20 protein-coding genes, 1 tRNA gene and 1 pseudogene are annotated in these 25,458 nt (G+C 73.7%); 10 read left to right on the top strand and 12 right to left on the bottom strand.

The annotated features are described in order from the left end of the window. Positions 1 to 51 precede the first annotated feature (51 nt). The gene (locus tag ACZ5D2_RS12915) at positions 52 to 1,341 is read left to right on the top strand and encodes a citrate synthase (protein ID WP_266839123.1); all 1,290 of its coding nucleotides are present in this window, start codon (positions 52 to 54) and stop codon (positions 1,339 to 1,341) included. A 357-nt stretch (positions 1,342 to 1,698) separates the two neighbouring features. Here the strand turns inward: ACZ5D2_RS12915 and ACZ5D2_RS12910 are convergent, their stop codons facing one another. The 5 genes from ACZ5D2_RS12910 to ACZ5D2_RS12890 form a co-directional block, all read right to left on the bottom strand. Continuing rightward, on the bottom strand, positions 1,699 to 3,975 hold the full coding sequence (locus ACZ5D2_RS12910) for a heavy metal translocating P-type ATPase (protein ID WP_468928967.1): 2,277 nt from the start codon (positions 3,973 to 3,975) through the stop codon (positions 1,699 to 1,701). A 95-nt stretch (positions 3,976 to 4,070) separates the two neighbouring features. Then, on the bottom strand, positions 4,071 to 4,304 hold the full coding sequence (locus ACZ5D2_RS12905) for a heavy-metal-associated domain-containing protein (protein WP_468928965.1): 234 nt from the start codon (positions 4,302 to 4,304) through the stop codon (positions 4,071 to 4,073). Between the two features lie 187 nt (positions 4,305 to 4,491). Further along, complete coding sequence (locus ACZ5D2_RS12900; RefSeq protein WP_266839119.1) at positions 4,492 to 4,692, bottom strand: helix-turn-helix transcriptional regulator; 201 nt, start codon at positions 4,690 to 4,692, stop codon at positions 4,492 to 4,494. A 264-nt stretch (positions 4,693 to 4,956) separates the two neighbouring features. Beyond that, positions 4,957 to 5,982, bottom strand: coding sequence for a Gfo/Idh/MocA family protein (locus ACZ5D2_RS12895; RefSeq protein WP_468928962.1), 1,026 nt, complete (start codon positions 5,980 to 5,982; stop codon positions 4,957 to 4,959). Positions 5,983 to 6,001: 19 nt separating this feature from the next. After that, a complete protein-coding gene (locus ACZ5D2_RS12890) occupies positions 6,002 to 6,916 on the bottom strand; it encodes a sugar phosphate isomerase/epimerase family protein (protein WP_371678472.1) in 915 nt (304 codons plus the stop codon). Between the two features lie 99 nt (positions 6,917 to 7,015). Between ACZ5D2_RS12890 and iolC the strand changes: the two genes are divergently transcribed. The 4 genes and pseudogenes from iolC to ACZ5D2_RS12870 all read left to right on the top strand — a co-directional run bounded on the left by iolC (position 7,016) and on the right by ACZ5D2_RS12870 (position 12,548). Next, positions 7,016 to 7,987: a 5-dehydro-2-deoxygluconokinase gene (gene iolC, locus ACZ5D2_RS12885; protein ID WP_371678473.1), complete on the top strand. Its 972-nt coding sequence runs from the start codon at positions 7,016 to 7,018 to the stop codon at positions 7,985 to 7,987. A 508-nt stretch (positions 7,988 to 8,495) separates the two neighbouring features. Then, a pseudogene (iolB, locus tag ACZ5D2_RS12880) lies at positions 8,496 to 9,167 on the top strand (5-deoxy-glucuronate isomerase); the annotation flags it as partial. After that, positions 9,164 to 11,038 carry a 3D-(3,5/4)-trihydroxycyclohexane-1,2-dione acylhydrolase (decyclizing) gene (iolD, locus tag ACZ5D2_RS12875; RefSeq protein ID WP_468928959.1) on the top strand — a complete coding sequence of 625 codons (1,875 nt, stop codon included), beginning with the start codon at positions 9,164 to 9,166 and terminating at the stop codon, positions 11,036 to 11,038. The pseudogene iolB and the gene iolD, both read left to right, overlap by 4 nt. A gap of 10 nt (positions 11,039 to 11,048) precedes the next feature. After that, positions 11,049 to 12,548, top strand: a complete 1,500-nt coding sequence (locus ACZ5D2_RS12870) for a CoA-acylating methylmalonate-semialdehyde dehydrogenase (protein WP_371678476.1) — start codon at positions 11,049 to 11,051, stop codon at positions 12,546 to 12,548. 242 nt (positions 12,549 to 12,790) lie between these two features. Here the strand turns inward: ACZ5D2_RS12870 and ACZ5D2_RS12865 are convergent, their stop codons facing one another. From ACZ5D2_RS12865 to ACZ5D2_RS12845, 5 genes are all read right to left on the bottom strand, one after another. Further along, positions 12,791 to 13,822, bottom strand: a complete 1,032-nt coding sequence (locus tag ACZ5D2_RS12865; RefSeq protein ID WP_468928957.1) for a WxL protein peptidoglycan domain-containing protein — start codon at positions 13,820 to 13,822, stop codon at positions 12,791 to 12,793. 85 nt (positions 13,823 to 13,907) lie between these two features. Then, positions 13,908 to 15,200, bottom strand: coding sequence for a hypothetical protein (locus ACZ5D2_RS12860; RefSeq protein ID WP_371678478.1), 1,293 nt, complete (start codon positions 15,198 to 15,200; stop codon positions 13,908 to 13,910). 219 nt (positions 15,201 to 15,419) lie between these two features. Next, on the bottom strand, positions 15,420 to 16,775 hold the full coding sequence (locus ACZ5D2_RS12855) for a S8 family peptidase (protein ID WP_468928955.1): 1,356 nt from the start codon (positions 16,773 to 16,775) through the stop codon (positions 15,420 to 15,422). 88 nt (positions 16,776 to 16,863) lie between these two features. Continuing rightward, positions 16,864 to 17,274 (bottom strand): GNAT family N-acetyltransferase, encoded by a 411-nt coding sequence (locus ACZ5D2_RS12850; protein ID WP_371678480.1) that lies wholly within the window; start codon positions 17,272 to 17,274, stop codon positions 16,864 to 16,866. 295 nt (positions 17,275 to 17,569) lie between these two features. Next, positions 17,570 to 18,271 (bottom strand): 4'-phosphopantetheinyl transferase family protein, encoded by a 702-nt coding sequence (locus ACZ5D2_RS12845; protein WP_371678481.1) that lies wholly within the window; start codon positions 18,269 to 18,271, stop codon positions 17,570 to 17,572. A 78-nt stretch (positions 18,272 to 18,349) separates the two neighbouring features. Between ACZ5D2_RS12845 and ACZ5D2_RS12840 the strand changes: the two genes are divergently transcribed. Further along, positions 18,350 to 19,126: an alpha/beta fold hydrolase gene (locus ACZ5D2_RS12840; RefSeq protein ID WP_468928953.1), complete on the top strand. Its 777-nt coding sequence runs from the start codon at positions 18,350 to 18,352 to the stop codon at positions 19,124 to 19,126. 49 nt (positions 19,127 to 19,175) lie between these two features. Here ACZ5D2_RS12840 and ACZ5D2_RS12835 read toward each other — a convergent pair whose 3' ends face one another. Then, positions 19,176 to 19,712, bottom strand: coding sequence for a hypothetical protein (locus ACZ5D2_RS12835; protein ID WP_371678483.1), 537 nt, complete (start codon positions 19,710 to 19,712; stop codon positions 19,176 to 19,178). Positions 19,713 to 20,112: 400 nt separating this feature from the next. On the opposite strand from ACZ5D2_RS12835, the gene ACZ5D2_RS12830 reads away from it, so the two are divergent. Next, positions 20,113 to 20,586, top strand: a complete 474-nt coding sequence (locus ACZ5D2_RS12830) for a phospholipase (protein WP_371678484.1) — start codon at positions 20,113 to 20,115, stop codon at positions 20,584 to 20,586. A 164-nt stretch (positions 20,587 to 20,750) separates the two neighbouring features. Here the strand turns inward: ACZ5D2_RS12830 and ACZ5D2_RS12825 are convergent. After that, positions 20,751 to 20,823 (bottom strand) — tRNA-Arg (locus ACZ5D2_RS12825). Between the two features lie 332 nt (positions 20,824 to 21,155). Here ACZ5D2_RS12825 and ACZ5D2_RS12820 point away from each other — a divergent pair. The 3 genes from ACZ5D2_RS12820 (at position 21,156) to ACZ5D2_RS12810 (ending at position 25,241) form a co-directional block, all read left to right on the top strand. After that, entirely contained in the window at positions 21,156 to 22,769 is a 1,614-nt protein-coding gene (locus tag ACZ5D2_RS12820) for a dynamin family protein (RefSeq protein ID WP_371678485.1), read from the top strand. 4 nt (positions 22,770 to 22,773) lie between these two features. Next, positions 22,774 to 24,738: a GTPase gene (locus ACZ5D2_RS12815; protein ID WP_468928950.1), complete on the top strand. Its 1,965-nt coding sequence runs from the start codon at positions 22,774 to 22,776 to the stop codon at positions 24,736 to 24,738. A gap of 95 nt (positions 24,739 to 24,833) precedes the next feature. Continuing rightward, positions 24,834 to 25,241: a single-stranded DNA-binding protein gene (locus ACZ5D2_RS12810; RefSeq protein ID WP_030229555.1), complete on the top strand. Its 408-nt coding sequence runs from the start codon at positions 24,834 to 24,836 to the stop codon at positions 25,239 to 25,241. The last annotated feature ends 217 nt before the right edge of the window (positions 25,242 to 25,458 follow it).

The raw sequence follows: 25,458 nt of genomic DNA, 5'->3' as shown, positions 1-25,458 counted from the left end.
GAGGCAGTCAGGGCACCTCGAAGAAGAGGCACTACGTCGGTGAGGGATGACGTGAGCGACAACTCTGTAGTACTCCGGTACGCGGACGGTGAATACACCTACCCGGTGGTCGAAAGCACTGTCGGTGACCAGGGCTTCGACATCTCGAAGCTGAGGGCCCAGACCGGGCTCGTCACGCTGGACAGCGGCTACGGAAACACCGCCGCCTACAAGTCCGCGATTACCTACCTCGACGGCGAGCAGGGCATCCTGCGCTACCGCGGTTACCCGATCGAGCAGCTGGCGGAGCGCTCGACCTTCATCGAGGTCGCCTACCTGCTGATCAACGGTGAGCTGCCGACCGTCGACCAGCTCGCGTCGTTCCGCAACGACATCACCCAGCACACGCTGCTGCACGAGGACGTCAAGCGGTTCTACGACGGCTTCCCGCGCGACGCGCACCCGATGGCGATGCTGTCCTCCGTGGTCAGCGCGCTGTCGACGTTCTACCAGGACAGCCACAACCCGTTCGACGAGAAGCAGCGCAACCTCTCGACGATCCGCCTGCTGGCCAAGCTCCCGACGATCGCCGCGTACGCGTACAAGAAGTCGGTCGGCCACCCGGTGGTCTACCCGCGCAACGACCTCGGCTACGTCGAGAACTTCCTGCGCATGACCTTCTCCGTGCCGGCCCAGGAGTACGACCTGGACCCGGTCGTGGTCTCGGCGCTCGACAAGCTGCTGATCCTGCACGCGGACCACGAGCAGAACTGCTCGACCTCCACCGTGCGTCTGGTCGGCTCCTCGCAGGCGAACATGTTCGCCTCGATCTCCGCCGGCATCTCCGCCCTGTGGGGCCCGCTGCACGGTGGCGCCAACCAGTCCGTCCTGGAGATGCTGGAAGGCATCAAGAACGACGGCGGCGACGTCGACGCCTTCATCCGCAAGGTGAAGAACAAGGAGGACGGCGTCCGCCTGATGGGCTTCGGGCACCGCGTCTACAAGAGCTTCGACCCCCGGGCGAAGATCATCAAGGCGGCGGCGCACGACGTCCTCTCGGCGCTCGGCAAGAGCGACGAGCTGCTGGACATCGCGCTCAAGCTGGAAGAGCACGCGCTGGCCGACGAGTACTTCGTCGCGCGCAACCTCTACCCGAACGTGGACTTCTACACCGGTCTGATCTACCGGGCCATGGGCTTCCCGACCGAGATGTTCACCGTGCTCTTCGCGCTCGGCCGGCTCCCCGGCTGGATCGCCCAGTGGCACGAGATGATCAAGGAGCCCGGCTCCCGCATCGGCCGCCCGCGCCAGATCTACACCGGCGAGGTCCTGCGCGACTTCGTCCCCGTCGAGGCCCGCTGACCGCGAGCCCGCGAGGCCTGAGCGTACGAAAAGCGCCCCGCCGTCGATCCCCCCACGGGTCGACGGTCGGGGCGCTTTCCTTTTCCCCGGCAGCGGATTCCCCCCACGGGATCCGCGCCGGGGCGTCGGTGTGTGCCGGGACCCGTTCGGGTCGGGAGGGCCGCTCAAGGCTTCCCGAGGGCACGCGTCCCGGCCGGCAGATGCCCGGGACGTCCCCCAAGACCTCCGTGAAACATCCCCCAAGACGTTTCTGGCATCGCCCTATTAGACCCGTGTCGACCCCGGATGGTTACGTTGCGATCACTGTGATCTGCGTCTCCAGTGAAGGAACTGTGGAGGGCCGGGGGAGGAGGGCCACTAGCGGAAGGACCGCAGCCGCAGGCTGTTGGTGACCACGAAGACCGAGGAGAAGGCCATCGCGGCCCCCGCGATCATCGGGTTGAGCAGCCCGGCCGCCGCCAGCGGCAGCGCCGCCAGGTTGTAGCCGAAGGCCCAGAAGAGGTTGCCCTTGATGGTGGCGAGGGTGCGGCGGGAGAGCCGGATGGCGTCCGCGGCCACCCGCAGGTCGCCCCGTACGAGGGTCAGGTCCCCGGCCTCGATGGCCGCGTCGGTACCGGTGCCCATGGCCAGGCCGAGGTCGGCCTGGGCCAGCGCGGCCGCGTCGTTGACCCCGTCGCCCACCATGGCGACCGTCCGGCCCTCGGCCTGGAGCCGGCGGACCACGTCCACCTTGTCCTGCGGGAGCACCTCGGCGATGACCTCGTCGATGCCGACCTCGCGGGCCACCGTCTCGGCCACGGCCCGGTTGTCGCCGGTCAGCAGGACCGGGGTCAGGCCCAGTGCGCGCAGCCGGGTCACGGCCTCGGCGCTGGTCTCCTTGACCGCGTCGGCCACGCTCAGCACCCCGCGGGCCGTTCCGTCCCAGGCCACCAGCACGGCCGTGGCGCCGGTGGCCTCGGCGGCCTCCTTGGCGTCGGCGAGCGCTGCGGGCAGCGGCACCGACCGGTCGGCCAGCAGCCGTTCGCGGCCCACGAGGACGGCGTGTCCCTCGACGGTGCCCTCGACGCCGAGCCCGCCGTGGTTGCGGAAGTCCTCCGGGACGGGCAGCCCCTCGGTGAGCTCCGCGGCCGCCGTGGCGACGGCCCGCGCGATCGGGTGCTCGGAGAAGTGCTCCAGGGCGCCGGCCAGGCGCAGCAGTTCGCCGGCGTCGACCCCCTCGGCGGGATGGGTGGCGGACAGGGTCATCCGGCCGGTGGTGACCGTCCCGGTCTTGTCCAGGACGACGGTGTCCACCCGGCGGGTCGACTCCAGCACCTCGGGGCCCTTGATCAGGATGCCGAGCTGGGCCCCCCGTCCGGTGCCGACCATCAGCGCGGTCGGCGTGGCCAGGCCCAGGGCGCAGGGGCAGGCGATGATCAGGACGGACACGGCGGCGGTGAAGGCGGCGGTGGCGTCGTCGGTGATGAGCAGCCAGGCGACCCAGGTGCCGAGTGCGAGGAGCAGGACGACGGGGACGAAGACGCCGGAGACGCGGTCGGCGAGCCGTTGCACCGCGGCCTTGCCGTTCTGCGCGTCCTCGACCATCTTGGCCATCCGGGCGAGCTGGGTGTCGGCCCCGATCCGGGTGGCCTCGACGACGAGACGCCCGGAGGCGTTGACCGTGGCTCCGGTCACCGGGTCCCCGACGGCCACCTCGACCGGGACGGATTCCCCCGTCAGCATCGAGGCGTCCACGGCGGAGGAGCCCTCGACGACGGTGCCGTCGGTGGCGATCTTCTCGCCGGGTCGGACGACGAAACGGTCTCCGACCACGAGCGCGGCGACCGGGACGCGGACCTCCCGGCCGGCGCGCAGCACCACCACGTCCTTGGCGCCCAGTTCCAGCAGGGCCCGCAGGGCGGCCCCGGCCTTCCGCTTGGAGCGGGCCTCCAGATAGCGGCCCAGCAGGATGAAGGTGACGACTCCGGCGGCGACCTCCAGGTAGATGGCGGAGGAGCCGTCCGCGTGCGAGGTGCCCACGTCGAAGCCGTGCCGCATGCCGGGCGTGCCCGCCTGCCCGAAGAACAGGGCCCACAGCGACCAGGTGAAGGCGGCGAGGGTGCCGATGGACACCAGGGTGTCCATGGTGGCCGCGCCGTGCCGCAGGTTCGTCCAGGCGGCCTTGTGGAAGGGGAAGCCGCCCCAGACGACCACGGGCGCGGCCAGGGTCAGCGAGAGCCACTGCCAGTTGTCGAACTGGAGGGCCGGGACCATCGCGAGCACGACGACGGGCAGGGTGAGGACGGCGGAGACCAGCAGCCGCTCCCGCAGCGCGGCGAGTTCGGGGTCGGGCCCGGCGGGCTCCCGCGCTTCCCGTTCCGGTCCGGCCCCGTCGGCCGTGGCGGGGGACGGGGGCGGGGGCGCGGGCTCCTGCGCGGTGTACCCGGTCTTCACGACGGTGGCGATCAGGTCGGCGACCCGCACGTCCCCCGTGCAGGAGACGTGGGCCTTCTCGGTGGCGTAGTTCACCGTGGCCTCGACGCCGTCCATCCGGTTGAGCTTCTTCTCGATCCGGGCGGCGCACGAGGCGCAGGTCATCCCGCCGATCGAGAGCTCGACCGCCGTTATGGGCCCGTCGTGCACTGTGCTGGTCATGTTTCCGGCTCCAGGGGGAGGGCCGGCCCGTACGGGACCAGTATGAGCTGGCCGGTACGGACCGGCTGGGTGCTGCGGGGGTGGCGGGGCGCGGCTCAGACCCGGCCGGCGAGCTCGTAGCCGGCCTCGTCCACGGCGGCGCGGACGTCTTCCTCGGCGAGCGGGGCGGCGGAGACCACGGTGACCTCACCGGTGGCGGCGACGGCCTCGACCGAGGACACGCCCGCCAGGGCGGTCAGCTCGGCGGTCACGGCGCCCTCGCAGTGCCCACAGGTCATGCCGGTGACCTTGTACACGGCGGTGGTCCGGGTGTCCGTCTCGGCGGTCATGTCGTTCTCCTTCATCGGGGGTGTCTCTCTGCTCCCAGATTATACCCCTAGGGGGTATTGAGCGAGCATCTGGCGGGACTTGGCGGGATCCCAGTGAAGCGTGCGGGGGGCAAGATCGCCGCAATCCCAGTAAACGGCGTTTACGGTGCATGTGGAACGCTATCCACTGATAGTGGTCGCCGGGCCGTCAGCCGTCGTGGCGCCCCCGGTTGCCCGGGCGGCGGGCCACCCAGGCGCGGATGGTGTCGGCGTACCAGTAGGGCTTCGAGCCCTCCACGTGGTCGGGCGCGGGGAGCAGCCCGTGCTTCCGGTAGGAGCGCACGGTGTCCGGCTGGACCTGGATATGGGCGGCGATCTCCTTGTACGACCACAGCGTTCGGTCGCTCATCCACGACACCTCCTGGTCCACGCCGCGGGGCCGGCCGGACGGCCGTCGGGGGAGCCGGCGCGTGGACAGTGACGATCACTCGGGTTGTGCCCGGAGAACGACGCCCGGTGAGTGCGGGGCAGCGGCTGTCGACGGCCTGTGACGGAAAACCCGCGAAATGCGGACATCCGTCACAGGAGGGTGACTCCCGTGACGGAATACGACACAGGAGTCACCGGGGCGTCCGGGGTGCTGCGGGGCGCTTCCAGCCCGCTTGCGGCCCGCTCAGTCCCGCCGGGCCGCGTACAGCTCCGGCCGCTCCGCCAGCCGCACCTCGGTCCGTACGCCGCTGCGCGCGGCCACCAGCCCCGCCCGCGAGACGGCCGCCGCCGCGTACCCGTCCCACGCGTCGGGTCCCGCCACCCGCCCCCGCGCCGCCGCGGCCACCCAGCGCCGCACCTGGCGGTCGTAGGCGTCGGCGAACCGGGTCGTGTAGTCCTGGACCACCTCCCCGCCCCACCGGCCGCCCGACTCGACCACCATCGCGTGGCCGTCGCCGATGCGGGCGGTGCCGGACTCGCCGACCGCCTCGCAGCGCACCTGGTAGCCGAAACCGCAGTTGACGAAGATCTCCACGTCCACGATCGCGCCGCCCGAGGTCTCCAGCAGGACGAAGCGCGGATCGCCCAGCGCCTCCGGCGCGGCCGAGGTGGGGGTGGGCGCGAGCACCGTCACCGCGGTGACCTCCTGGCCCAGCAGCCAGCGGGCCGCGTCCACCTCGTGCACCACCGAGTCGCTGATCAGCATGTCGCCGGTGAAGAAGGAGGGCGAGGAGGCGTTGCGGTGGCGGCAGTGCAGGAAGAGCGGCCGGCCGATCCCGCCCGCGTCCAGCAGCTCCTTGAGCCGCTCGTACTCGGCGTCGAAGCGCCGCATGAACCCCACCTGCACCAGCCGCCGCCCCAGCCGCCGCTCCGCCTCCATGATCCGCAGGGCTCCCTCCGGATCCGGGGTCAGGGGCTTCTCGCAGAGCACCGGCAGCCGGCGGTCCAGGGCGTGCAGGACCGCCTCCTCGTGGGCGGGACCGGGGGAGGCGATCAGTACGGCGTCCACCCCGGGCGCCGCGATCGCCGCGCCCGGGTCCGTGTACGCGCCCGCGCCCTCCAGCCCCGCCGCGACCTCCTTGACGCGGTCCCCGTCCGGATCGGCGACGGCCACCACCCGCGCTCCGCCCACCGTGGTGCCGATCCGCCGGACGTGATCGGAGCCCATCCTCCCGGTGCCGATGACCGCGATGCCGAGCGTGCCGCTCATGTGTCTCTCCTCCAGGGTGTCAACGGGCGCCGCAGGAGCGCAGATGGGCCCGGGTGCGCCGGGCGATGGGCAGCGGCCGGTCGGGCGGGCACGGGTACATGTCCTGCTCCACGATGGCGAAGAGCTCCACGCCGAGCCGCTGGGCCGCCGCCAGTACGGGTTCCAGCGCGGGCACTCCCGACGGCGGCTCGCACATCACCCCGCGGGCCACGGCCGGCCCGAAGGGCAGCTCCTCGGCCCGCACTTCGGCGAGGACCCGCGGGTCCACCTGCTTGAGGTGGAGGTAGCCGATCCGCTCGCCGAAGGTCTCGATCGCCTCGACGCTGTCCCCGCCGCAGTACGCGTAGTGCCCGGTGTCCAGGCACAGCGAGACCAGGGCCGGATCGGTGGCATCCAGGAAGCGGGCCACGTTCGAGGGGGTGTCGATGTGGGTGTCGGCGTGCGGGTGGACCACGATCCGCAGCCCGTAGCGGTCCCGGACCTCCCGGCCCAGCCGCTCGGTCTGCGAGGTCAGTTCGCGCCATTGGTCCGGGGGCAGGACCCGGTCCTCCAGCACCGCGCCGGTCTTGTCGTCGCGCCAGAAGGAGGGGATGACGACCAGGTGCTCCGCGCCCGTGTCCCGGGTGAGCGCGGCGATCCGCGACACGTGCTCCCAGGTCTCCTCCCAGACGGCGGGCCCGTGATGGAGTCCGGTGAAGACGGTGCCGGCGGACACCCGCAGGCCCCGCTTCGCGGTCTCGTCGGCGAGGCGGGCCGCGTCGGTGGGCAGGTAGCCGTAGGGGCCGAGCTCGATCCACTCGTACCCGGCGTCGGCCACCTCGTCCAGGAAGCGCTCCCAGGGGGTCTGGAGGGGATCCTCCGGAAACCAGACACCCCAGGAGTCCGGAGCCGAACCGACACGGATACGGGTCAACGCGGGTGGGGAGGAGGTCATGACGGCCACCTTAGGGTGCGAGGCTCAAGGCAACGGGGAAGGCGAATGGGACGGGCACGGGGAGCGGGAGGAGCGGCGCAAGTGGCAGGAGTTGCGGGAGTGTCGGCTGTGAACAGCGCGGACGGGTCCGCGTACGACCTGATCACCATGGGACGGATCGGGGTGGATCTCTACCCGCTCAAGAGCGGTGTACCGCTCGGCGAGGCCGACACCTTCGGCAGGTTCCTCGGCGGCTCGCCCACGAACGTCGCCGTCGCCGCCGCCCGGCTGGGCCGCCGCACGGCCGTGATCACCCGGACCGGGGCCGACCCCTTCGGGGCGTACCTGCGCGCCGAGCTGCGCGCCTTCGGCGTCGACGACCGGTGGGTGGGCGAGGTCGAGCGGTACCCGACGCCCGTCACCTTCTGCGAGGTCTTCCCGCCGGACCACTTCCCGCTCTACTTCTACCGGCTCCCCAAGGCCCCCGACCTGGAGATCGGGGCGGACGAGGTGGACCGGGAGGCGGTGCGCGCGGCCCGGGTCTTCTGGATGACGGGCACCGGACTCAGCGCGGAGCCCAGCCGCAGCGCCACCCTCGGCGCGCTGGAGGCCCGCTCGAAGTCCGGGACCACCGTCTTCGACCTGGACTGGCGGCCCATGCTCTGGGAGGAACCGCCGCAGCCCTGGTACGAGCGGGCCCTGGCCCTGGCGACCGTCGCCGTCGGCAACACCGAGGAGTGCGCGGTGGCCACCGGCCGGGACGAGCCGTACGCGGCCGCGCGGGCGCTGCTCGCCGCCGGGGTGGAACTGGCCGTGGTCAAACGCGGGCCGGAGGGCGTCCTGGCCGTGCACCGGGACGGGACGGTGGTGGAGGTGCCGCCGGTGCCGGTGACGGTGGTCAACGGGCTGGGCGCCGGGGACGCGTTCGGGGGCGCGCTGTGCCACGGACTGCTGGCCGGCTGGGACCTGGAACGGGTGCTGCGCCATGCGAACGCGGCCGGCGCGATCGTGGCCTCCCGGCTGGCGTGCTCGTCGGCGATGCCGTTCCCGCACGAGGTGGAGGAGGTGCTGGGGCGTGCCGGTGGTGTCTGAGTCGGTCATGGAGTTCACCCGGCTGCGGGTGCTGGAACTCGCGCCGGGGGAGACGTACGCCTTCGCGTGCGGGGACGCGGAGTGGATCGTCCTCCCCCTCGCGGGCGGCTGCGAGGTCCGCTGCGCGGGGGCTTCCCGGGACCCGGATCCGGGCCCGGAGGCGGACGCCGAGCCGGAGCCGGACCCCGGCCCCGGGTCGGATCCCGGCCCCGAGCCGGAGCCGGACCCCGAGCCGGATCCGGAACCGTTCCCGGACCGGCCTCCAGGGCCGGACCCCGAGCCGGAGCCGGACCCCGAGCCGGAGCCGGACCCCGAGCCGGAGCCGGATCCCGAGCCGGATCCGGAACCGTTCCCGGACCGGCCTCCAGGGCCGGACCCCGAGCCCGAGCCGGATCCCGAGCCGGATCCGGAACCCTTCCCGGACCGGCCTCCAGGGCCGGTTGCCGGGCCCGACGCGGGCCGGCCTTCCGGCGGGCCGGGCGGGGCCGCCCGGAGCGCGACGCGGGTCTTCCGGCTCGGCGGCAGGAACGGGGTGTTCGACGGCCCGAGCGACTTCGCGTACCTGCCCCGCGACGGCCACGCGGACGTCACCTCGGCGCGGGGCGGCCGGTTCGCGCTCGTGGGGGCCCGCTGCGAGCGGCGGCTGCCGGCCCGGTACGGGCCCGCCGGGGCCGTACCCGTGGAGCTGCGCGGCGCCGGCACCTGCTCCCGGCAGGTCCACAACTTCGCCGCCGCCGACGTGTTCCCCTGCGACCGGCTCATCGCCGTCGAGGTCCTCACCCCCGGCGGGAACTGGTCCTCGTACCCGCCCCACAAGCACGACGAGCACCACCCCGGCGAGGAGTCCCGCCTGGAGGAGATCTACTGGTTCGAGATCGCCCCGCACGACGGCGTCCCCGGCTTCGGCTACCAGCGGGTGAGCCCCTCCCCGGCCGGGAGGACCGACGTCCTCGCCGAGGTGCGGACGGGCGACACCGTCCTGATCCCGGACGGCTGGCACGGCCCCTCCATCGCCGCGCCGGGCCACGACATGTACTACCTGAACGTGATGGCCGGGCCGGACGCGACGCGGGAGTGGCTGATCCGGGACCACCCCGACCACGGCTGGATCCGCGGCACCTGGCCCGGCCTGGCCGTCGACCCCCGGCTGCCCTTCCCCCGCGCGGAGGACGACGCATGAGGCTCACCACCGCCCAGGCCCTGGTCCGCTTCCTGGCCGGCCAGTACACCGAGCGCGACGGCCGTCGCCACCGGCTGATCGCCGCCACCTGGGGGATCTTCGGACACGGCAACGTGGCCGGGATCGGGCAGGCCCTGCTGGAGAGCGGCCCGCGGGCCATGCCCTTCCTCCAGGGGCGCAACGAGCAGGCCATGGTGCACGCCGCCGTCGGCTACGCCCGGCAGAGCGGCCGGCTCTCCGCGCACGCCGTGACCACGTCCATCGGGCCCGGCGCGACCAACCTCGTCACCGGCGCCGCCCTCGCCACGATCAACCGGATCCCGGTGCTCCTGCTGCCCGGCGACACCTTCGCGACCCGGCCCGCGGATCCGGTGCTCCAGCAGCTCGAAGTCCCCTACGCCGGCGACGTCTCCGTCAACGACACCCTGCGGCCCGTCTCGCGCCACTTCGACCGGATCACCCGCCCCGAGGCCCTGGTCCCGGCCCTCCTCCAGGCGATGCGGGTGCTCACCGACCCCGTGCAGACCGGGGCCGTCACGCTCGCGCTGCCGCAGGACGTGCAGGCCGAGGCCCACGACTGGCCCGAGGAGTTCTTCGCCGAGCGGGTGTGGACCGTGCGCCGCCCGCGCCCCGACCGGCACGAGCTGGCCGCCGCCGCCGAGGCGCTACGGGGCTCCGCGCGCCCCCTGATCGTCGCCGGCGGCGGCATCCGGCACGCCGCCGCCGGGGCCGCGCTCGCCGCCCTCGCGGAGGCGACGGGGATCCCGGTCGCCACCACGCAGGCGGGCAAGGGGGCCCTCCCGTACGACCACCCCGCCGAAGTGGGCGGCGTCGGCCACACCGGGACGGCCACCGCCGACGCGCTGGCCCGCGAGGCCGACCTGGTCATCGCCGCCGGGACCCGGCTCACCGACTTCACCACCGCCTCCTCGACCCTCTTCCAGAACCCGGCCGTCCGCTTCGTCGGCCTCAACCTCGACCCGTACGACGCCCACAAGCTCGCCGCCCTGCCGCTGGTGGCGGACGCCCGCGAGGGGCTGGGGGAGCTGCTCGACGCGGTCGCCGGGTACCGGGTCGCGCCCGCGTACGAGGCCGCGTACACCGGGGCCAAGGCCGGGTGGGAGGCCCGCGTGGACGCCGCGTACGCCGTACCCGCCGACGCCGAGGACCTGCCGCCCACCCAGGCCCAGGTCCTCGGCCTCCTCGACGGGCTCGTGGACGGCACCGACATCCTGGTCAACGCCGCCGGCTCGCTCCCCGGAGACCTGCACAGGCTCTGGCGGGCCCGCTCCGCCGACCAGTACCACGTCGAGTACGGCTACTCCTGCATGGGCTACGAGATCCCCGCCGCCCTCGGCACCGCCCTCGCCGCGCCCGGCCGCCCCGTGTGGGCCCTGGTCGGCGACGGGACGTACCTGATGAACCCCACCGAACTCGTCACCGCCGTACAGGAGGGCGTCCCGGTCAAGGTGGTGATCCTCGACAACCACGGCTTCGCCTCCATCGGCGGCCTGTCGGGGGCCGTGGGCGGCGAGGGCTTCGGCACGGCGTACCGCTTCCGGGGGCCCGACGGCGCGTACGACGGCGCTCCCCTCCCGGTGGACCTCGCCGCGAACGCGGCCTCCCTGGGGATGGCCACCATCCGTACCCGCACCATCGGTGACCTGCGAAAAGCCCTCTCCGAAGCGCGTGCGGCGGACCGTCCCACATGTGTCTACGCACAGACCCGAACACCCGACACTGTGTCGGGCCCACCCCCGGCACAGGCGTGGTGGGATGTTCCTGTGGCCGAGACCGCGACCCGTGCGTCGGCGGCCCGTGCCCGTGACGAGTACGACCGGCAAGCCGCGCAGCGACGTCGCCATCTGTGAAGGAGCAAGCATGAAGACCGTCAACCACTGGATCGGTGGCAAGACCGTCGAGGGCGCGTCGGGCAACTACGGCCCGGTCACCGACCCGGCCACCGGCGAGGTCACCACGCAGGTCGCCCTCGCCTCCGCCGAGGAGGTCGACGCCGCGGTACGGGTCGCGCAGGAGGCGTTCCTGTCCTGGGGCCAGTCCTCGCTGGCCGCCCGCACCAAGGTGCTGTTCGCCTACCGCGCCCTGCTGGACGCCAACCGCGACGCCATCGCCGAACTGATCACCGCCGAGCACGGCAAGGTGCACTCGGACGCGCTGGGCGAGGTCGCCCGCGGCCTGGAGATCGTCGAGCTGGCCTGCGGGATCACCACCCAGCTCAAGGGCGAGCTGTCCACCTCCGTCTCCAGCCGGGTGGACGTCTCCTCGATCCGCCAGCCGCTGGGCGTCGTCGCGGGCATCACGCCCTTCAACTTCCCGGCGATGGTCCCGATGTGGATGTTCCCGCTGGCCGTGGCCTGCGGAAACACCTTCATCCTCAAGCCCAGCGAGAAGGACCCGTCGGCCGCCAACAAGCTGGCCGAGCTGATGACCGAGGCCGGTCTGCCCGCGGGCGTCCTGAACGTCGTCCACGGCGACAAGGCGGCCGTCGACGCGCTCCTCGCGCACCCGGGCATCTCCGCCGTGTCCTTCGTCGGCTCGACCCCGATCGCCCGCCACATCCACACCACCGCCTCGGCCAACGGCAAGCGCGTCCAGGCGCTGGGCGGCGCCAAGAACCACATGCTGGTGCTCCCGGACGCGGACCTGGACGCCGCCGCCGACGCGGCCGTCTCCGCGGCCTACGGTTCGGCCGGCGAGCGCTGCATGGCGATCTCCGCGGTCGTCGCCGTCGGCTCCATCGCGGACGAGCTCGTCGAGAAGATCCGCGAGCGCGCCGAGAAGATCAAGATCGGCCCCGGCAACGACCCCACGTCCGAGATGGGCCCGCTGATCACCGCCGCCCACCGCGACAAGGTCGCCTCCTACGTCAAGGGCGCCGCGGCCCAGGGCGCCGACGTCGTCCTCGACGGCACCGGCTACACGGTCGAGGGCAACGAGAACGGCCACTGGATCGGCCTGTCCCTCCTGGACAACGTCAGGACCGACTCCGACGCCTACCGCGACGAGATCTTCGGTCCGGTGCTGTGCGTGCTGCGCACCGAGACCTACGAGGAGGGCGTGGCTCTCATCAACGCCTCGCCGTTCGGCAACGGCACCGCGATCTTCACCCGCGACGGCGGCGCCGCCCGCCGCTTCCAGCTGGAGATCGAGGCGGGCATGGTCGGCGTGAACGTGCCGATCCCGGTGCCGGTGGGCTACCACTCCTTCGGTGGCTGGAAGGACTCGCTCTTCGGCGACCACCACATCTACGGCAACGACGGCATCCACTTCTACACGCGCGGCAAGGTCGTCACCACCCGCTGGCCGGACCCGGCCGACGCCCCGGCCGGCGTGGACCTGGGCTTCCCCCGCAACCACTGATGCCCGGCAGCCGGTGACGCCCGGAGGCCTCCGGTTCCCCGGAAGCCTCCGGTTCCCCGGCCGCCGCCGTCGTCGGCCGGCGCGTCCCCGGACAGCAGGACCCCCTGGCCAACCCTCACCGGCCGGGGGGTCCTGCCGTTCGCCGCGCCGGGCCGCCCGGGGGGTCCGTGGCTCGGGCCGCCCGGGGGTCCCCGGGGTGCCAGGGGTGCCCGGGGTGCTCGGGCCGCGCGGGGCCTCGCCGGTCAGTGCGTCCGCGCCAAGTCCCGTTCGGCTTGGGGCCGTGGGGGATCCGAGCGTCGCCGCCGGCGCAGTACCAGCACGGCCGTCCCCGCCCCCGCCAGCACCAGGACCGCTCCCGCCGCCGCCCAGGGGACCGCGAGGAAGTCCGTGGCGGACTCGGAGGAGAGGTCGGGGTAGGCGGCCGCGCCCGCCGAGACCTTGACGCTCACCCAGTCCAACTGGGGCGAGTCCGGCCACGGCTCGGTCATCTCCACCCGCTGCCCCGGCAGCAGCACCAGCTTCGGCTCCCGGGCCGGCCGGTCCAGCACCCGGCGCCCGAACAGTCCCCGCGCGGACACCGCCACCTTCGGCTCCACCACCACGTTGCCCCGGTTGACCAGCGCGTACGAGACCGTGGCGCGGGCGTCCTTCACCCACGGCAGCAGGGGTGCCCCCCGGGTGACCCGTACGTCCTCCACGCTCAGCCCCGGGGTCAGCGGTCCCGGTACCCGGAAGTACAGCCGGGCCCCCACCGAACGCTTCACCCCCACCTGCAGCTTGCCGTCCTTCTGTACCCCCTCGACGGCGGTGTTGAGGGCGACGATCCCGCCGACGTGATCGCCCGGCGTGGCGTCCCCGGGGACCTTGACGGTGAAGGGGATGTCGGCGCGGCCCTTCGGCGGCACGGTCACGGTGGCCGACGCCTGCGGTGCCAGCGCGATCCAGGTGCCGACGTCCTCGGGCTTCGTTTCGGCGGGCAGCAGCGCGAAGGCGCCCCCCGACGGGGTGTTCACGGCGTCGGTGGCGAAGACCTGGAAGGTCAGCTCCTTGTCGGAGGAGTTCAGGATCGTGGCGCTGTCGCTGACGGTGGCCCCGGCGGCGCCCTGGTGGAAGAAGTACGCGCGGTCGGTCATCGCGGCGCCCGCGGCGGGCGTGGGGAACACCCCCCAGGTGCCGTTGTCCGCGGCCGTGGCGGGGGCGGCGGACAGGGCGGGGAGCAGCAGCAGCCCGCACAGTCCGGCGAGGAGGACGTGCGGGAGGGTGCGCAGGCGCATGGGCGGGTCTCTCCAGTCACGGCGCGGAACGGGAAGAGGGGTGGTGCGACGCCGTGGCGCCGCACCACCCCGGGGCCGGGCCCGGTCAGGCGATCGAGAAGGTCACGACCGACTGGTAGGTGTCGGCGAACATGAACGGCGGCAGCTGCAGCATCGCCGCGCCGCCCACGGCGAACTCGCCGCCGGTCAGCTCGTCACCACCGGCCGCCTGGGAAGCGACCTTCATCGGGGTGTCGGTGATCGCGCCCGGCGCACCGGCGGTGCAGGTGCTCGGGCTGTCCGGGTTGGTCACGGTGCAGGACGGCTGGATGCCGATCTGCGCCTTCGCCATCGAGTGGCCGGTCGTCTGGTTCAGGAACGGCGTACGGGTCGCCGTCACGTCCCAGCCGAGGCTGCCGCCGCGGAAGTCCTGGACGGTGGCGGCGTTGAACGCGCCGAACACCGACTGGGCCTTGCCGTTGATGGTCACCGCGCCGAAGCTGACGGCCGGCTGGCCGTCCTTCGGGCCGAGGGCCAGCGGTCCGGGCAGCACCTCGACGTCCACCGGGTTCTGCACGCCCGCCTGCTCCTCGACGAACACGAAGGGCTTGGCCGGGGGTACCGAACCGTCGATCTTGATGGCGTCGGCCTTCTTGGTGACCGTGATGTTGCAGGTGGCGGCGCCGGTCGCGTCCGCCGTGCCGGTACCGGTGTCACCGGTCGCGGCGCCCGCGAGGAGGGCGGAACAGGTGACCGCGCCGGCCGGGAAGTTGGCGCCGGTTGCGGTGACGGCGGTGCCCGCCTTGCCGCTGTTGGGCGTCAGCCTCGTGGTGACCGGGTCCTTGGGCAGGGCCTCGACGGCCACCGAGCCGACGGAGGCGCTGGGACGCGGATCCGGCGTACAGGTCGTCGTGTAGACCGTGCCGCCGAGGTCGGCGTCCGTGATCACCTGGTCGATGGTGATCTGGACCGTGGTGCCCTCGGTGCCGTCCGGGACGGTGATGTTCCCGCTGAAGGCGGGCGGGTCGGCCTTCTTGCCGGCTTCCTGGTGGCTGGGGACGGCCGCGCTGGTGACCGTCTGGGCGACCCCGCCGACGAGCAGCTTCGCCTTGATCGTGTTGACCGTGTCGATGGTGAACATCGGGACGACCGGGGTCTCACCGGGGTCGATGGTGATGGGGACGCTCTGGCCGGCCTTCGCGGTGTCCGGCAGCGTGATCGTGTAGTCCTGATTGCCGTTGGCGCCCGGCTGGGGCGCCGGGGCCACGCACTTCACGGGGACCGAAGTGGTCTTGGTCGCGGCCTGCGCCGTGCCCGTGAGGGCCACCACACCGCCCGTCAGGGCCAGGGAAAGGGCGCCCGCCCCGGCCAGAACTCTTCGTCGGAACGTTGTACTCACTGGGTCGCGACTCCTTCGTCAGACGAAACCCCTCCCCCCACCCGCTGTGGGGAGGAGGTTGAGCCGGTGCGGATGGCCGTCATTGACGCGTCGCGGTCATGAGAAGTCAATGGCTTGCTTTCGCCCGAAGCACACACACATTGATGTCCCATCAGACCCGGTCTGATGGGACATCGGATACCGACTGGTCGGTGGCGGGTACGCCCGGGGCGGGAGGGGTCAGCGGTCCGTCGGGACGTGCAGGAGCAGGTTCGGGGTTCCGGCCGGGAGGTTCGTGATCCGGTCCGGAACGGCGGCGCGCACCAGGGCCTGGCGCACCTGTTCGGGGGACGGGTGCATGCCGGTCACGCCGGGCAGGCCGACGGTGCCGGGCGCGGCCGGTGCGCCACCGGTCCCGCCGGTCCCGGTCGTGCCGTTCCCGGTGTCCGACAGGATCAGCGCGGCCACGCCCGCCACGTGCGGGGCGGCCATGGAGGTGCCGGAAGCGCGGGCGAGGGCGGTCGCGGAGCCCTTCCAGGCGGAGACGACGGACACGCCCGGCGCGGAGATGTCCACGCAGGGGCCGTGGTTGGAGAACGCGGGGCGGCGGTCGGCGGCGTCGGTCGCGCCGACGGTGAGGGCCTGCGGGACGCCGGAGGGGGAGCCGGCGCAGGCGTCCTTGCCCTCGTTCCCGGCGGCCACGGTGAAGGTGATCCCGGACGCCACCGCGCGGATGACGGCCGCGTCCATGGCGTGGCTACGGGAGCCGCCCATGCTCATGTTGGCCACCAACGGGCCCTTCGGCGCGTTCTTGACCGCGTCCTTCACCATCCAGTCCAGGCCGCGCAGGATGGCCGACAGTCGCCCGTCACCCCGGCAGTCGGCCACCTTCACCCCGACGAGGGACACCCCCTTCGCGACCCCGTACGTAGCCCCGCCGACGGCCGCCGCGACGTGGGTGCCGTGGCCGTTGCAGTCGGACGCGCCCTCCAGGAACACCGCGTTGTAGCCGGCGCGGGCGCGTCCGCCGAACTCCTGGTGGAGGGTGTTGATTCCGGTGTCGACCACGTAGACGGTGACGCCCCGGCCCTGGGAGGCGTACGTGTACGAGCCGTCGAGCGGCAGCTCGCGCTGGTCGATCCGGTCCAACGGCCAGGGCGCGGACCGCTGCACGGCGGCGGCGGGTGCCGCGGGTGCCGGGGCCGCGGCGGCGGGGGTGGGGGTGGGGGTGGGAGCGGGCACCGCGGGAGCCGAGGGCGGGGGCGGCGTCGGGTCGTCGGAGATCCGGTAGAGCCCGTCCGGCTCCACGGAGGCCACCCTCGGGTCGGCGGCGAGCTCGGCGGCGCGGGCCGCGGTGGTGCGTACGGCGAAGCCGTTGAGGGCGGTGTCGTAGACCGCCGAGACCTGGTCGCCCGCCTCCGCCGCCTCGGCGGCGAGCGCACGGGCCGGGGCGCGGGAGCTGGTGTCCTTGAGGACGACGACGTAGGGGGCGGTGGGGACGTCGGTGGCACGCGCGGCGTCGGCGGTGCGCGGCGGCAGGACGGTGGCCGCCGCGAGGAGGGCGGCGGCCGGGAGGAGCGCGGTCATGGCGGTCATGCCGCCGATGCTCGGGCCGCCCCGGCGACGGCGCGCGGAGGGTGCGCCGACTGGCCGCACGACACGCCGCCGCGGGGGGCGCGGCGGACTAACCGAGCGCCCAGCCGCGCATCGTGAAGACGCCCTCGTCCTCGGCGCCCGCCGAGTCGTAGGTTGCCAGGGCGGGGCCGTTCCCGGTATCGACCCCCACCCACATGCCGTAGCAGCCGCGCGCCCTGGCCTCGTCTGCGAGGGCCAGGGTCAGGGCGCGGCCGATCCCGCGCCGCCGGTGGGCCTCGTCCACGGAGAGTTCGTAGAGGCACATCTCGGTGCCTTTGTCGGGGTGGGTCATCTCGACGCCGGAGACCATGCCGACCGGCACGTCCCCGACGTAGGCGATGAGCATCAGGTGACCGGGCGTGTCGAGGAAGCGCCGGGCCCAGTCCTCACGGGCGGGACCGTCGAAGAGCCCTTCGGCCGCCACGAGTTCGGCGCAGCTGCGGGCACGGCGGATGTCCATGGCCCGACCCTAGGCCCTGTCGTCGGAGCGGCGCCCGCCCGCGCCGTTGTCGGGGCCCGGAACGGGTCCGGTTACGCGCGCCCCTCCACCTCAGGACGCTTCCCCTCGGCCCCTCGGCCCCTCGGCCCCTCGGCCCCTCGGCCCCTCGGCCCCTCGGCCCCTCGGCCCCTCGGCCGCCCAGCCTCTCGGCCCCCCAGCCCCTCGGCACCGAGGGGGCCCGGTGCGCCGGATGTCGCGGCTGACCGGCGGCTCGGGCCGCGCGCCGGGACCGGCCGGTCCGGCGGCTCCGGGTCGGTCAGGTGGCGCGGAGGGCCAGGGCGGCCGCGAAGGCGGATGGTGCCGGGAGGTCGCGCAGGGTCCAGCCCGGGACCGGCGCCGGAGTGGCCGCCGAGCCCACGTACGGGTCGGCCAGGCCGAGTGCCAGTCCCGTGCCGGTGGCCTTGAGGTAGGCCTCCTTGCGGGACCACACCCGCGCGAGGGCCGCCGGGCGGTCCGCCACCGGGAGGCCGGAGAGCTCGGCCGTCTCCGCCGGGTGCAGGGTGCCCAGGACGTCGTCCACCGCTCCCGCTCCGGGCAGACCCTCGATGTCCACGCCGACCGGTACCCCCGCGAAGGCGAAGTACGCCATGTCGTCGCTGTGCGAGAGCGAGAAGTGCAGCGCGCCCCCGGCCACGGCGGGGCGCCCGTGCGGCCCGCCGCAGCACGGGCAGTCCTCCCGCACCAGGGCGACCCGCTCCGGCGGGAGCCCGAGGTATCCGCCGAGCAGTACGCGCAGCCCCAGGTGCGACGCGAGGTAGCTGCGGCGGTCGCCCGCGCGCAGCAGCCGCGAGAGCCGGTCCCGCTCGGACGCGTCCAGCAGCGCGACGGCACCGGCGACGTCGTGGCCGCCGACCACCTCGCGCGTGGTGTCCAGCGCCCACACCGTTACGGCGGCGCCCACCGGGAGCGCACCGGTCCGGGGTATGCCCTCGCCGAGTTGGTTCACGTACTCGATCACCCGATGAGGGTAGACGAGGAGGCGGGCCCGGCTACCCTCGTCCGGTATTGATCTTTCCGAGTCCAGGGGGAACTCGCCGTGCACAGTGCCGTCGTGACGCCGGAAGGCGACCGGATCCGCTGGGTCGAACTCGCCGGGGAGGGGCCGGTCCGCGTCTTCCTGCACGGGCTCGGCTCCACCTCGCCGGCCTACTTCGCGGCCGTCGCCGCCCACCCGTTGCTGGCCGGGCGGCGCTCGCTGCTGGTCGACATGCTGGGGCACGGGCACAGCGACCGGCCCGAGGCGTTCACGTACACCCTGGAGGCGCACGCCGACGCCGTCGCGCGGGCGCTCACCGAGGCCGGGGCCGAGGGGGCCGAGCTGATCGGCCACAGCATGGGCGGGGCGGTGGCCATCGTGCTCGCCGCCCGGCACCCCCGGCTGGTCTCCCGGCTCGTGCTGGTCGACGCCAACCTGGACCCGGTCCCGACCGTTCCCCGCACACCGGGCAGTAGCGGGATCGCCTCCTACACGGAGGAGGAGTTCCTGGCGGGGGGCTGGGCCGAGGTCCGCGACCGGGTCGGCGCGCACTGGTGGTCGACCATGCGGCTGGCCGGCCGCACCGCCCTGCACCGCAGCGCGGTGCACCTCGCCGCGGGCACCACGCCCACCATGCGCGAGCTCCTGCTGGACCTGAAGCTCCCGCGCAGCTTCCTCTACCCGGAGGCCGACGGCTCCCTGCCCGGGGCCGAGGCCCTGGAGGCCGCCGGGGTCGCCGTCGTCGCGGTGCCGGACTGCGGGCACAACATCATGCTGGACAACCCCGAGGCCTTCGTCCGCGCCACCGCCGCCGCCCTCGCCCCGACCGCGCCCTGACCCGTCCCCGCCGGGCGGACCCGGGGGAGCGCCGGGAACGACGGCGGGTTCAGCGGCGCCCGGCCGGGACGGCCGAGGCCGGTGCCACGGAGGGCTGTCCGTCCGGTATTCGCGCCCCCGGCGAGGGCGTGCCGTCGGTCCAGGCGTAGACCTTCCTGCCGCGTACGGCGACCTGGTACTGGTACCGGTCCCGGCACTCGGGCCGTTCCTCGGAGCGCGTGTCGCCGGGCCACCAACGGGCGTCCAGATGGGGCCCGCCCGCCTTCTTCGGGGCGCTGACGGCGCACTGCGGACCATCGAGCGGGGTCTTGCCGAGGGTGAACCGGATCAGCCGGGCCTCGCCGGTGGTGCGCACCCGTACGCGGACATCGGTGGCGTCCTTCGGTATCCAGCTCGGCAGGACGAACGCCAGGTCACCGCGCGTGGGCGCGTCGGCGGCGGTGGCGAAGTGCCTGCCCTTCTCCTTGAAGAAGCGGTCGTTGAGGGTGTTGGTGACCGGGTTGGGCGGAAGGTTCGGCAGGGCGAGCGCGGCGATGGCGAAGGCTCCCGCCAAGGCGGCGGCGATGACGAGCGGACGGCGGTTCATGGCTATAAGTGTTCGGATCGAAGCCCGATCGCGCGTCCCTCCGCAGTACGAATCCCGACTCTGCCTGAAGTCGCATACGCCGTCATACCTGAGTGCCGGTCCGGGCGGCCGGCGTAGGCCCACGGTCCTTCGCGGGGGCACCGGGCGAGGGTGGCCCCGCCGGACCGCGGGACCGCCGGCCGCGCCCGTCCCGCCGGACCGCCGCACCCCGGCCCCGCCCGTCCCGCCGGACCGCCGCACCCCGGCCCCGCCCGTCCCGCCGGACCCGCCGGGCCTCGTTATAGGTGTGCTGGGGATCGCAGATATGCCGGGCTCCGAGAGTGAACCCACAAGCCGCGCCGCGCAGTTGACGGGCGGCCTGCTCTCTCCCCCCACTCCCCCCGCCGCCCGGAGGAATGCCATGCGTCTTCGTCTCGCTCCCCTGCTCGCCGCCACGGCGGCCGCGGGTCTGCTCGCCCTCGCGACCCCCGCGTCGGCTGCCCCGGCGGACAAGCCGCAGGTCCTCAGCGGTTGGACGCAGACCAGCGCGTCCAGCTACAACGCCTGGGTCGCGGCGCGCGGCAGCCAGGGCAACTGGGCCGCGTACGGCTTCGACTGGTCCACGGACTACTGCTCGTCCTCCCCGGACAACCCGTTCGGCTTCCCGTTCCAGACGGCCTGCGCCCGCCACGACTTCGGCTACCGCAACTACAAGGCGGCGGGTTCCTTCCCGGCGAACAAGTCCCGGCTGGACGACGCCCTGTACGCGGACCTGAAGCGGGTGTGCTCGCAGTACTCGGGCGTCAAGAAGGGTTCCTGCGACAGCACCGCCTGGACGTACTACCAGGCGGTCAAGGCGTTCGGCGTCTCCCCGCAGGACGCCCCGGCCGCCTGACGGCCCCGGCCCGGCCCCGGCCCCGTTCCAGCCCGTCCCGGCCCCGTCCTGTACCCGCCCCCCGATCCCCGTCCCGCCCTCGCCCCCGTCGGGCGGGACGGTCCCCCTTCGCGGGAAACACGGAAGCCCTCCCGGTGGGAGGGCTTCCGTCGTGGTGCGGAGAGTGCCCCCGGCAGGACTCGAACCTGCGGCCAAGCGCTTAGAAGGCGCCTGCTCTATCCACTGAGCTACGGGGGCCGGAAGGTGACCGTGGTGGCCTGGAGCCCCTTGGTGGGGGTGGGACTGCGGTCCGTGCCGGGTCAAGGATAGGGCTCCGGTCGCCTTGTCCCGGTTGCTTCACCCGCGTGCCACGATGTGGAGGTTCGGTGAAGCGGTCCCGATAATCGCAGGCAGGTGCGATTCGCGCATCGCTTTTGCGCCGCGTCGGCCTGGGTGTTGTGCACTCGTTATGCCTGCGTCCCACTCGTCCTCCGTGTCCAGGATGTCCTGCCGAGGTCGCGGTCGGCGCGCAGAGGGCGTATAAGCTTCAAAAATGGTCCCAAATTGGGCATTCTTCGCATGTGGTGACCTTGGATGTTCGGCCTCAGCTGCTCGATGCCCTGTCCGCCCTGCGCGACCGGGTCGCGTCCGTGCGTCTGCCGCTGCCCCTGCCCGGCGCCCCGCGCGCCCGCCAGACCAGAGCCGAGCTGCTCGCGCAGCTCGACGACTACCTCGTACCCCGGCTGAAGGCGCCCGAGGCGCCCCTGCTCGCCGTCGTCGGCGGGTCCACCGGTGCCGGTAAGTCCACCCTCGTCAACTCCCTCGTCGGACGCCAGGTGAGTGAAGCCGGGGTGCTCCGGCCGACGACACGCACCCCCGTGCTCGTCTGCCATCCGGATGATCATCACTGGTTCGCCGGAATGCGGATCCTCCCCGACCTCCTGCGCGTCTGGGCCCCCGAAGGCGAGGACGAACTGCTTCCCGCGCCCAAGAAGCGCCCTCCACTCGGATCCAACCAGCGGACCGTGACGGGCGAACTGAGGATCGAGACCGTCTCGACCCTCCCGCGAGGGCTGGCCGTCCTCGACGCCCCCGACGTCGACTCCCTCGTGGTCGAGAACCGGACGCTCGCCGCGCAGCTGATCTGCGCCGCCGACGTCTGGGTCATGGTCACCACCGCCTCGCGGTACGCGGACGCCGTCCCCTGGCACATGCTGCGCACCGCCAAGCAGTACAGGGCCACCCTGGTCACCGTCCTGGACCGGGTCCCGCACCAGGTGCTCGCCGAGGTCTCGCGGCAGTACGGGGCCCTGCTCACCCGGGCCGGGCTGGGCGACGTACCGCGGTTCACGGTGCCGGAGCTGCCCGAGTCGGCGGGCGGGGGCGGGCTGCTGCCGGCGAGCGCCGTCGCGCCGCTGCTCGCCTGGCTCAGCCACCACGTCCAGGACCCGGCCGCCCGGCAGTACGCCGTCGGGCGGACCGCGCTGGGCGCCCTCGACTCCCTCGGACGCCGCATGCCGGAACTCGCCTCCGCCGTCGCCGCGCAGCACGCCGCCGCCGTACGGCTGACGTCCGCCGTCGAGGACGCGTACAAGCAGGAGGGCCGGCGGGTCCGCAACCGCCTGGACCGGGGCGCCGTACTCGCCGGGGACGCGCTGACCAGATGGCGCGGCTACCCCCTCGACACCAGTGCCGACGAACTGCTCGACTCCCTCGCCGAATCGCTGGCCGCGCTCCTGCAGTGCGCCGTGGCCGCCGCCGACGAACGCATCGCCGCCGCCTGGCGGCGCGAGCCGGCGGCCGGGGCGGTGACGCTGCCCGCGCCCGACCGCGAGGCGGCCGAACGCATCGGCGTGGCCGTACGACGCTGGCGGCGCGTCCTGGAGGAGCTGGCCGAGGAGGAGGTCGCCCGGCTCGACCGGCAGCCGGCGCCCGACCCCGACGCCATCGCGGCCCTCCTCGTCGCCGCCCTCCTGGGCGGCAAGCGGGCCCGGCCGGCGGGGGAGAAGCTCGCCGAACGGATCGGCGTACAGACCGCCGTACGGCTGCGGGACCGGGGCGGGGAGCTGGTCGCCGAACACCTCGACCAGGTGCTGCGCGCCGAACGCGACCGCAGGCTCGCCCCGCTGGAAGCGCTCGAAGTGACCCCGGAACCGCAGGCCGAGCTGATCGCCGCGCTGTCCCTACTGCAGAAGGAGAGGTGACGCGGTGACCGCGCTGACCGACCGCGACCGCACCGACGACCGCTGGGACGACGGCTTCATCGCGCGCTCGCGCCACCGGAGCCTGCGCAAGGGCGGGGCGGGGGCACGAGGAGGAGGACCGCGGTCCGGTTCCCCGGGGGCGTCGGGGCCGCGCGGGGAACGCGGCGGCCTCGACGGCGTCGACCCCGACGACTTGGACGACGTGTTCGGCGAGGAGCGGGACGAGGAGCGCCGCGAGGGCGACGAGGCCCTGGTCCGGGCCGTCTCCGGCGCCGGCAGCGACGGCGGCAAGGCCCCCGCCCTGCCGCTCAGCCCCGAGGCGCAGGCCCTGCGACTGCGCCTGGACGCCCTGCGCCAGCTCGTCGGGCTGTCCCGGACCCGGCTGGACGGCAAGACCCTCGCCGAGGCCGGCCGGGTGCTGGACGAGGCGGCCGCGCGACGCGGCCTGTCACCGCAGCACACGGTCGTCGCCATCGCCGGAGCCACCGGAAGCGGCAAGTCCACACTCTTCAATTCACTCGCCGGAGTGCAGATCTCCGAGACCGGTCTGCGCCGCCCGACCACCGCCGCGCCGATCGCGTGCAGTTGGTCCGACGGGGCCGCGGGACTGCTGGACCGGCTGGAGATCCCGGGCCGGCTGCGGCGCAGGCCCCGGGAGACCTCGGAGGCCGAGGTGCTGCGCGGGATGGTCCTCGTGGACCTGCCCGACCTGGACTCGGCGGTCGGCGCGCACCGCGACCACGTGGACCGGGTGCTGGCGCTGGTCGACGCGGTGGTGTGGGTGGTGGACCCGGAGAAGTACGCGGACGCCGTCCTGCACGAGCGGTACCTGCGACCGCTGGCCGGCCACGCGGAAGTGACGTTCGTCGTCCTGAACCAGGTGGACCGGCTGCCCGGCGAGGCCGCCGACCTCGTCCTGGACGACCTGCGCCGGCTCCTGGACGACGACGGCATCGCGCTCGGCGAGCACGGCGAGCCGGGGGCCACCGTGCTCGGACTGTCCGCCCTGACGGGTGAGGGGGTCGGGGAACTCCGCGAGCTGCTCGGACAGTTCACCCAGGAGAAGGGCGCCGCGACCCGCCGCATCTCCGCCGATGTGGACCGGGCCGCCGGACGTCTGCGGCCCCTGTACGTCGCCGACGGCCACGCCGGACCCGAGATCGGCGAGGCAGCCCGCGCCGAGTTCGAGGACCGGCTCGCGGAGGCCGTCGGGGCCTACGCGGCCGGCCTCGCCGCCGAACGGGCCTGGCGGCGCAACGCCGGCAAGGCCTGCGGCACGCCCTGGCTGCGGCTGTGGCGCTGGTACGAGGGCCGGCGCGCCCCGCGCACGCTGGCGGGCCTGGCCGCCCTCGCCGCGATCGGCCGTACCCCGGCGGCTTCCGAGCAGACGCCGGTCGAGCAGGAGGTGACCGCCCGGCAGCGGGTGGAGCAGGCCGTGCGGACCGTCGCGGACGAAGCGGTCGTCGGGCTGCCCGACCCCTGGGCCCAGGCCGTGCGGGAGACCGCCGTACGCGGCGCCGAACGGCTGCCGGAGGCGCTCGACGAACTGGCGGTCACGCTGGGTGCGGCCGTCGCGGTGCCCGCCGCCAGGCCGCCGCGGCCCACCTGGTGGCCCGCGGCGGTGCTGGCGCAGGCGGCCATGACGCTGGTGCAGATCTTCGGCGGGCTCTGGCTGGTCGGACAGATCGCCGGGGTCCTGGAGCCGAAGCTGCTGCCGCCGGTGCTGTTCATGGTGGCGGGGATCGTCGGAGGGCCGCTCGTGGAGTGGGCGTGCTCACTCGCGGCCCGCGGTCCCGCGCGCCGCTACGGACAGGACGCCGAGCGCAAACTGCGGCAGGCCGCGGCCGGCTGCGGGCGGGCCCGGGTGCTGGAGCCGGTGGCGGCGGAGCTGCTGCGCTACCGCGAAGTGCGCGAGCAGTACGCCACCGTCGCCGCAGGGGGGACGAAGTTGTCCACAACCCGCCAGTAGTCCACAGGCCCGAGCGGGGAGGGCGGCCCCGCGCCAGCATGGTCGTATCCCGTGCGGACGGTCCGGACGGGTACGACGCGGGGAGGGCTGCCGGGATGAACGACACCCTGGTGACGCTGGTGGGGTACGTGGCGACGCAGATCGACTTCAAGGAGACGCCGGCCGGCCCGTCGGCGCGGTTCCGCTTCGCGGTGACCCCGAGGTACTTCGACCGGCGCACGGACACCTGGACGGATGCGGCGACCAGCTTCTACACGGTCTGGGCGCGACGCGTGCTGGCACTGAACCTGGCGAGTTCCGTCTCGGTCGGGGAACCCCTCGTCGTCCACGGGCGGTTGCGGGTCCGGGAGGACCCACCCGACGGCGACGGCGTGCGGTGGTTCTCGGCCGACATCGACGCGGTGGCCGTCGGACACGACCTGAACCGCGGAACTGCCGCGTTCCGGCGGGTGGTCAAGACGGACACGCCACTGATGGGGCCTCAGAAGGCGGCGGTGGTCTGAGTGTTCGAGGAGGCTAGGATTCCCCGGTACTCACGGGCACCTGGGTCATTGGCCCGAAGGGGAAGACTGTGTCGATTGCTGTTCCCGCGTCCTCTGCGTCCTCTGCGTCCCCCGATCCCCGCGCCTCCGCGTGGGGATCGCCGTCCCCACCCGTGGGCGGATCACCGTCCGCGTCCGCCGCGCCACCGGCCGTCGCCGCGGCCCGCGCGACGATTCC

This window comes from Streptomyces sp. NPDC031479 (genome assembly GCF_055581065.1).
The sequence above is the reverse complement of the archived record's forward strand: the minus strand, read 5'-3'. Positions and strand labels throughout refer to the sequence as shown.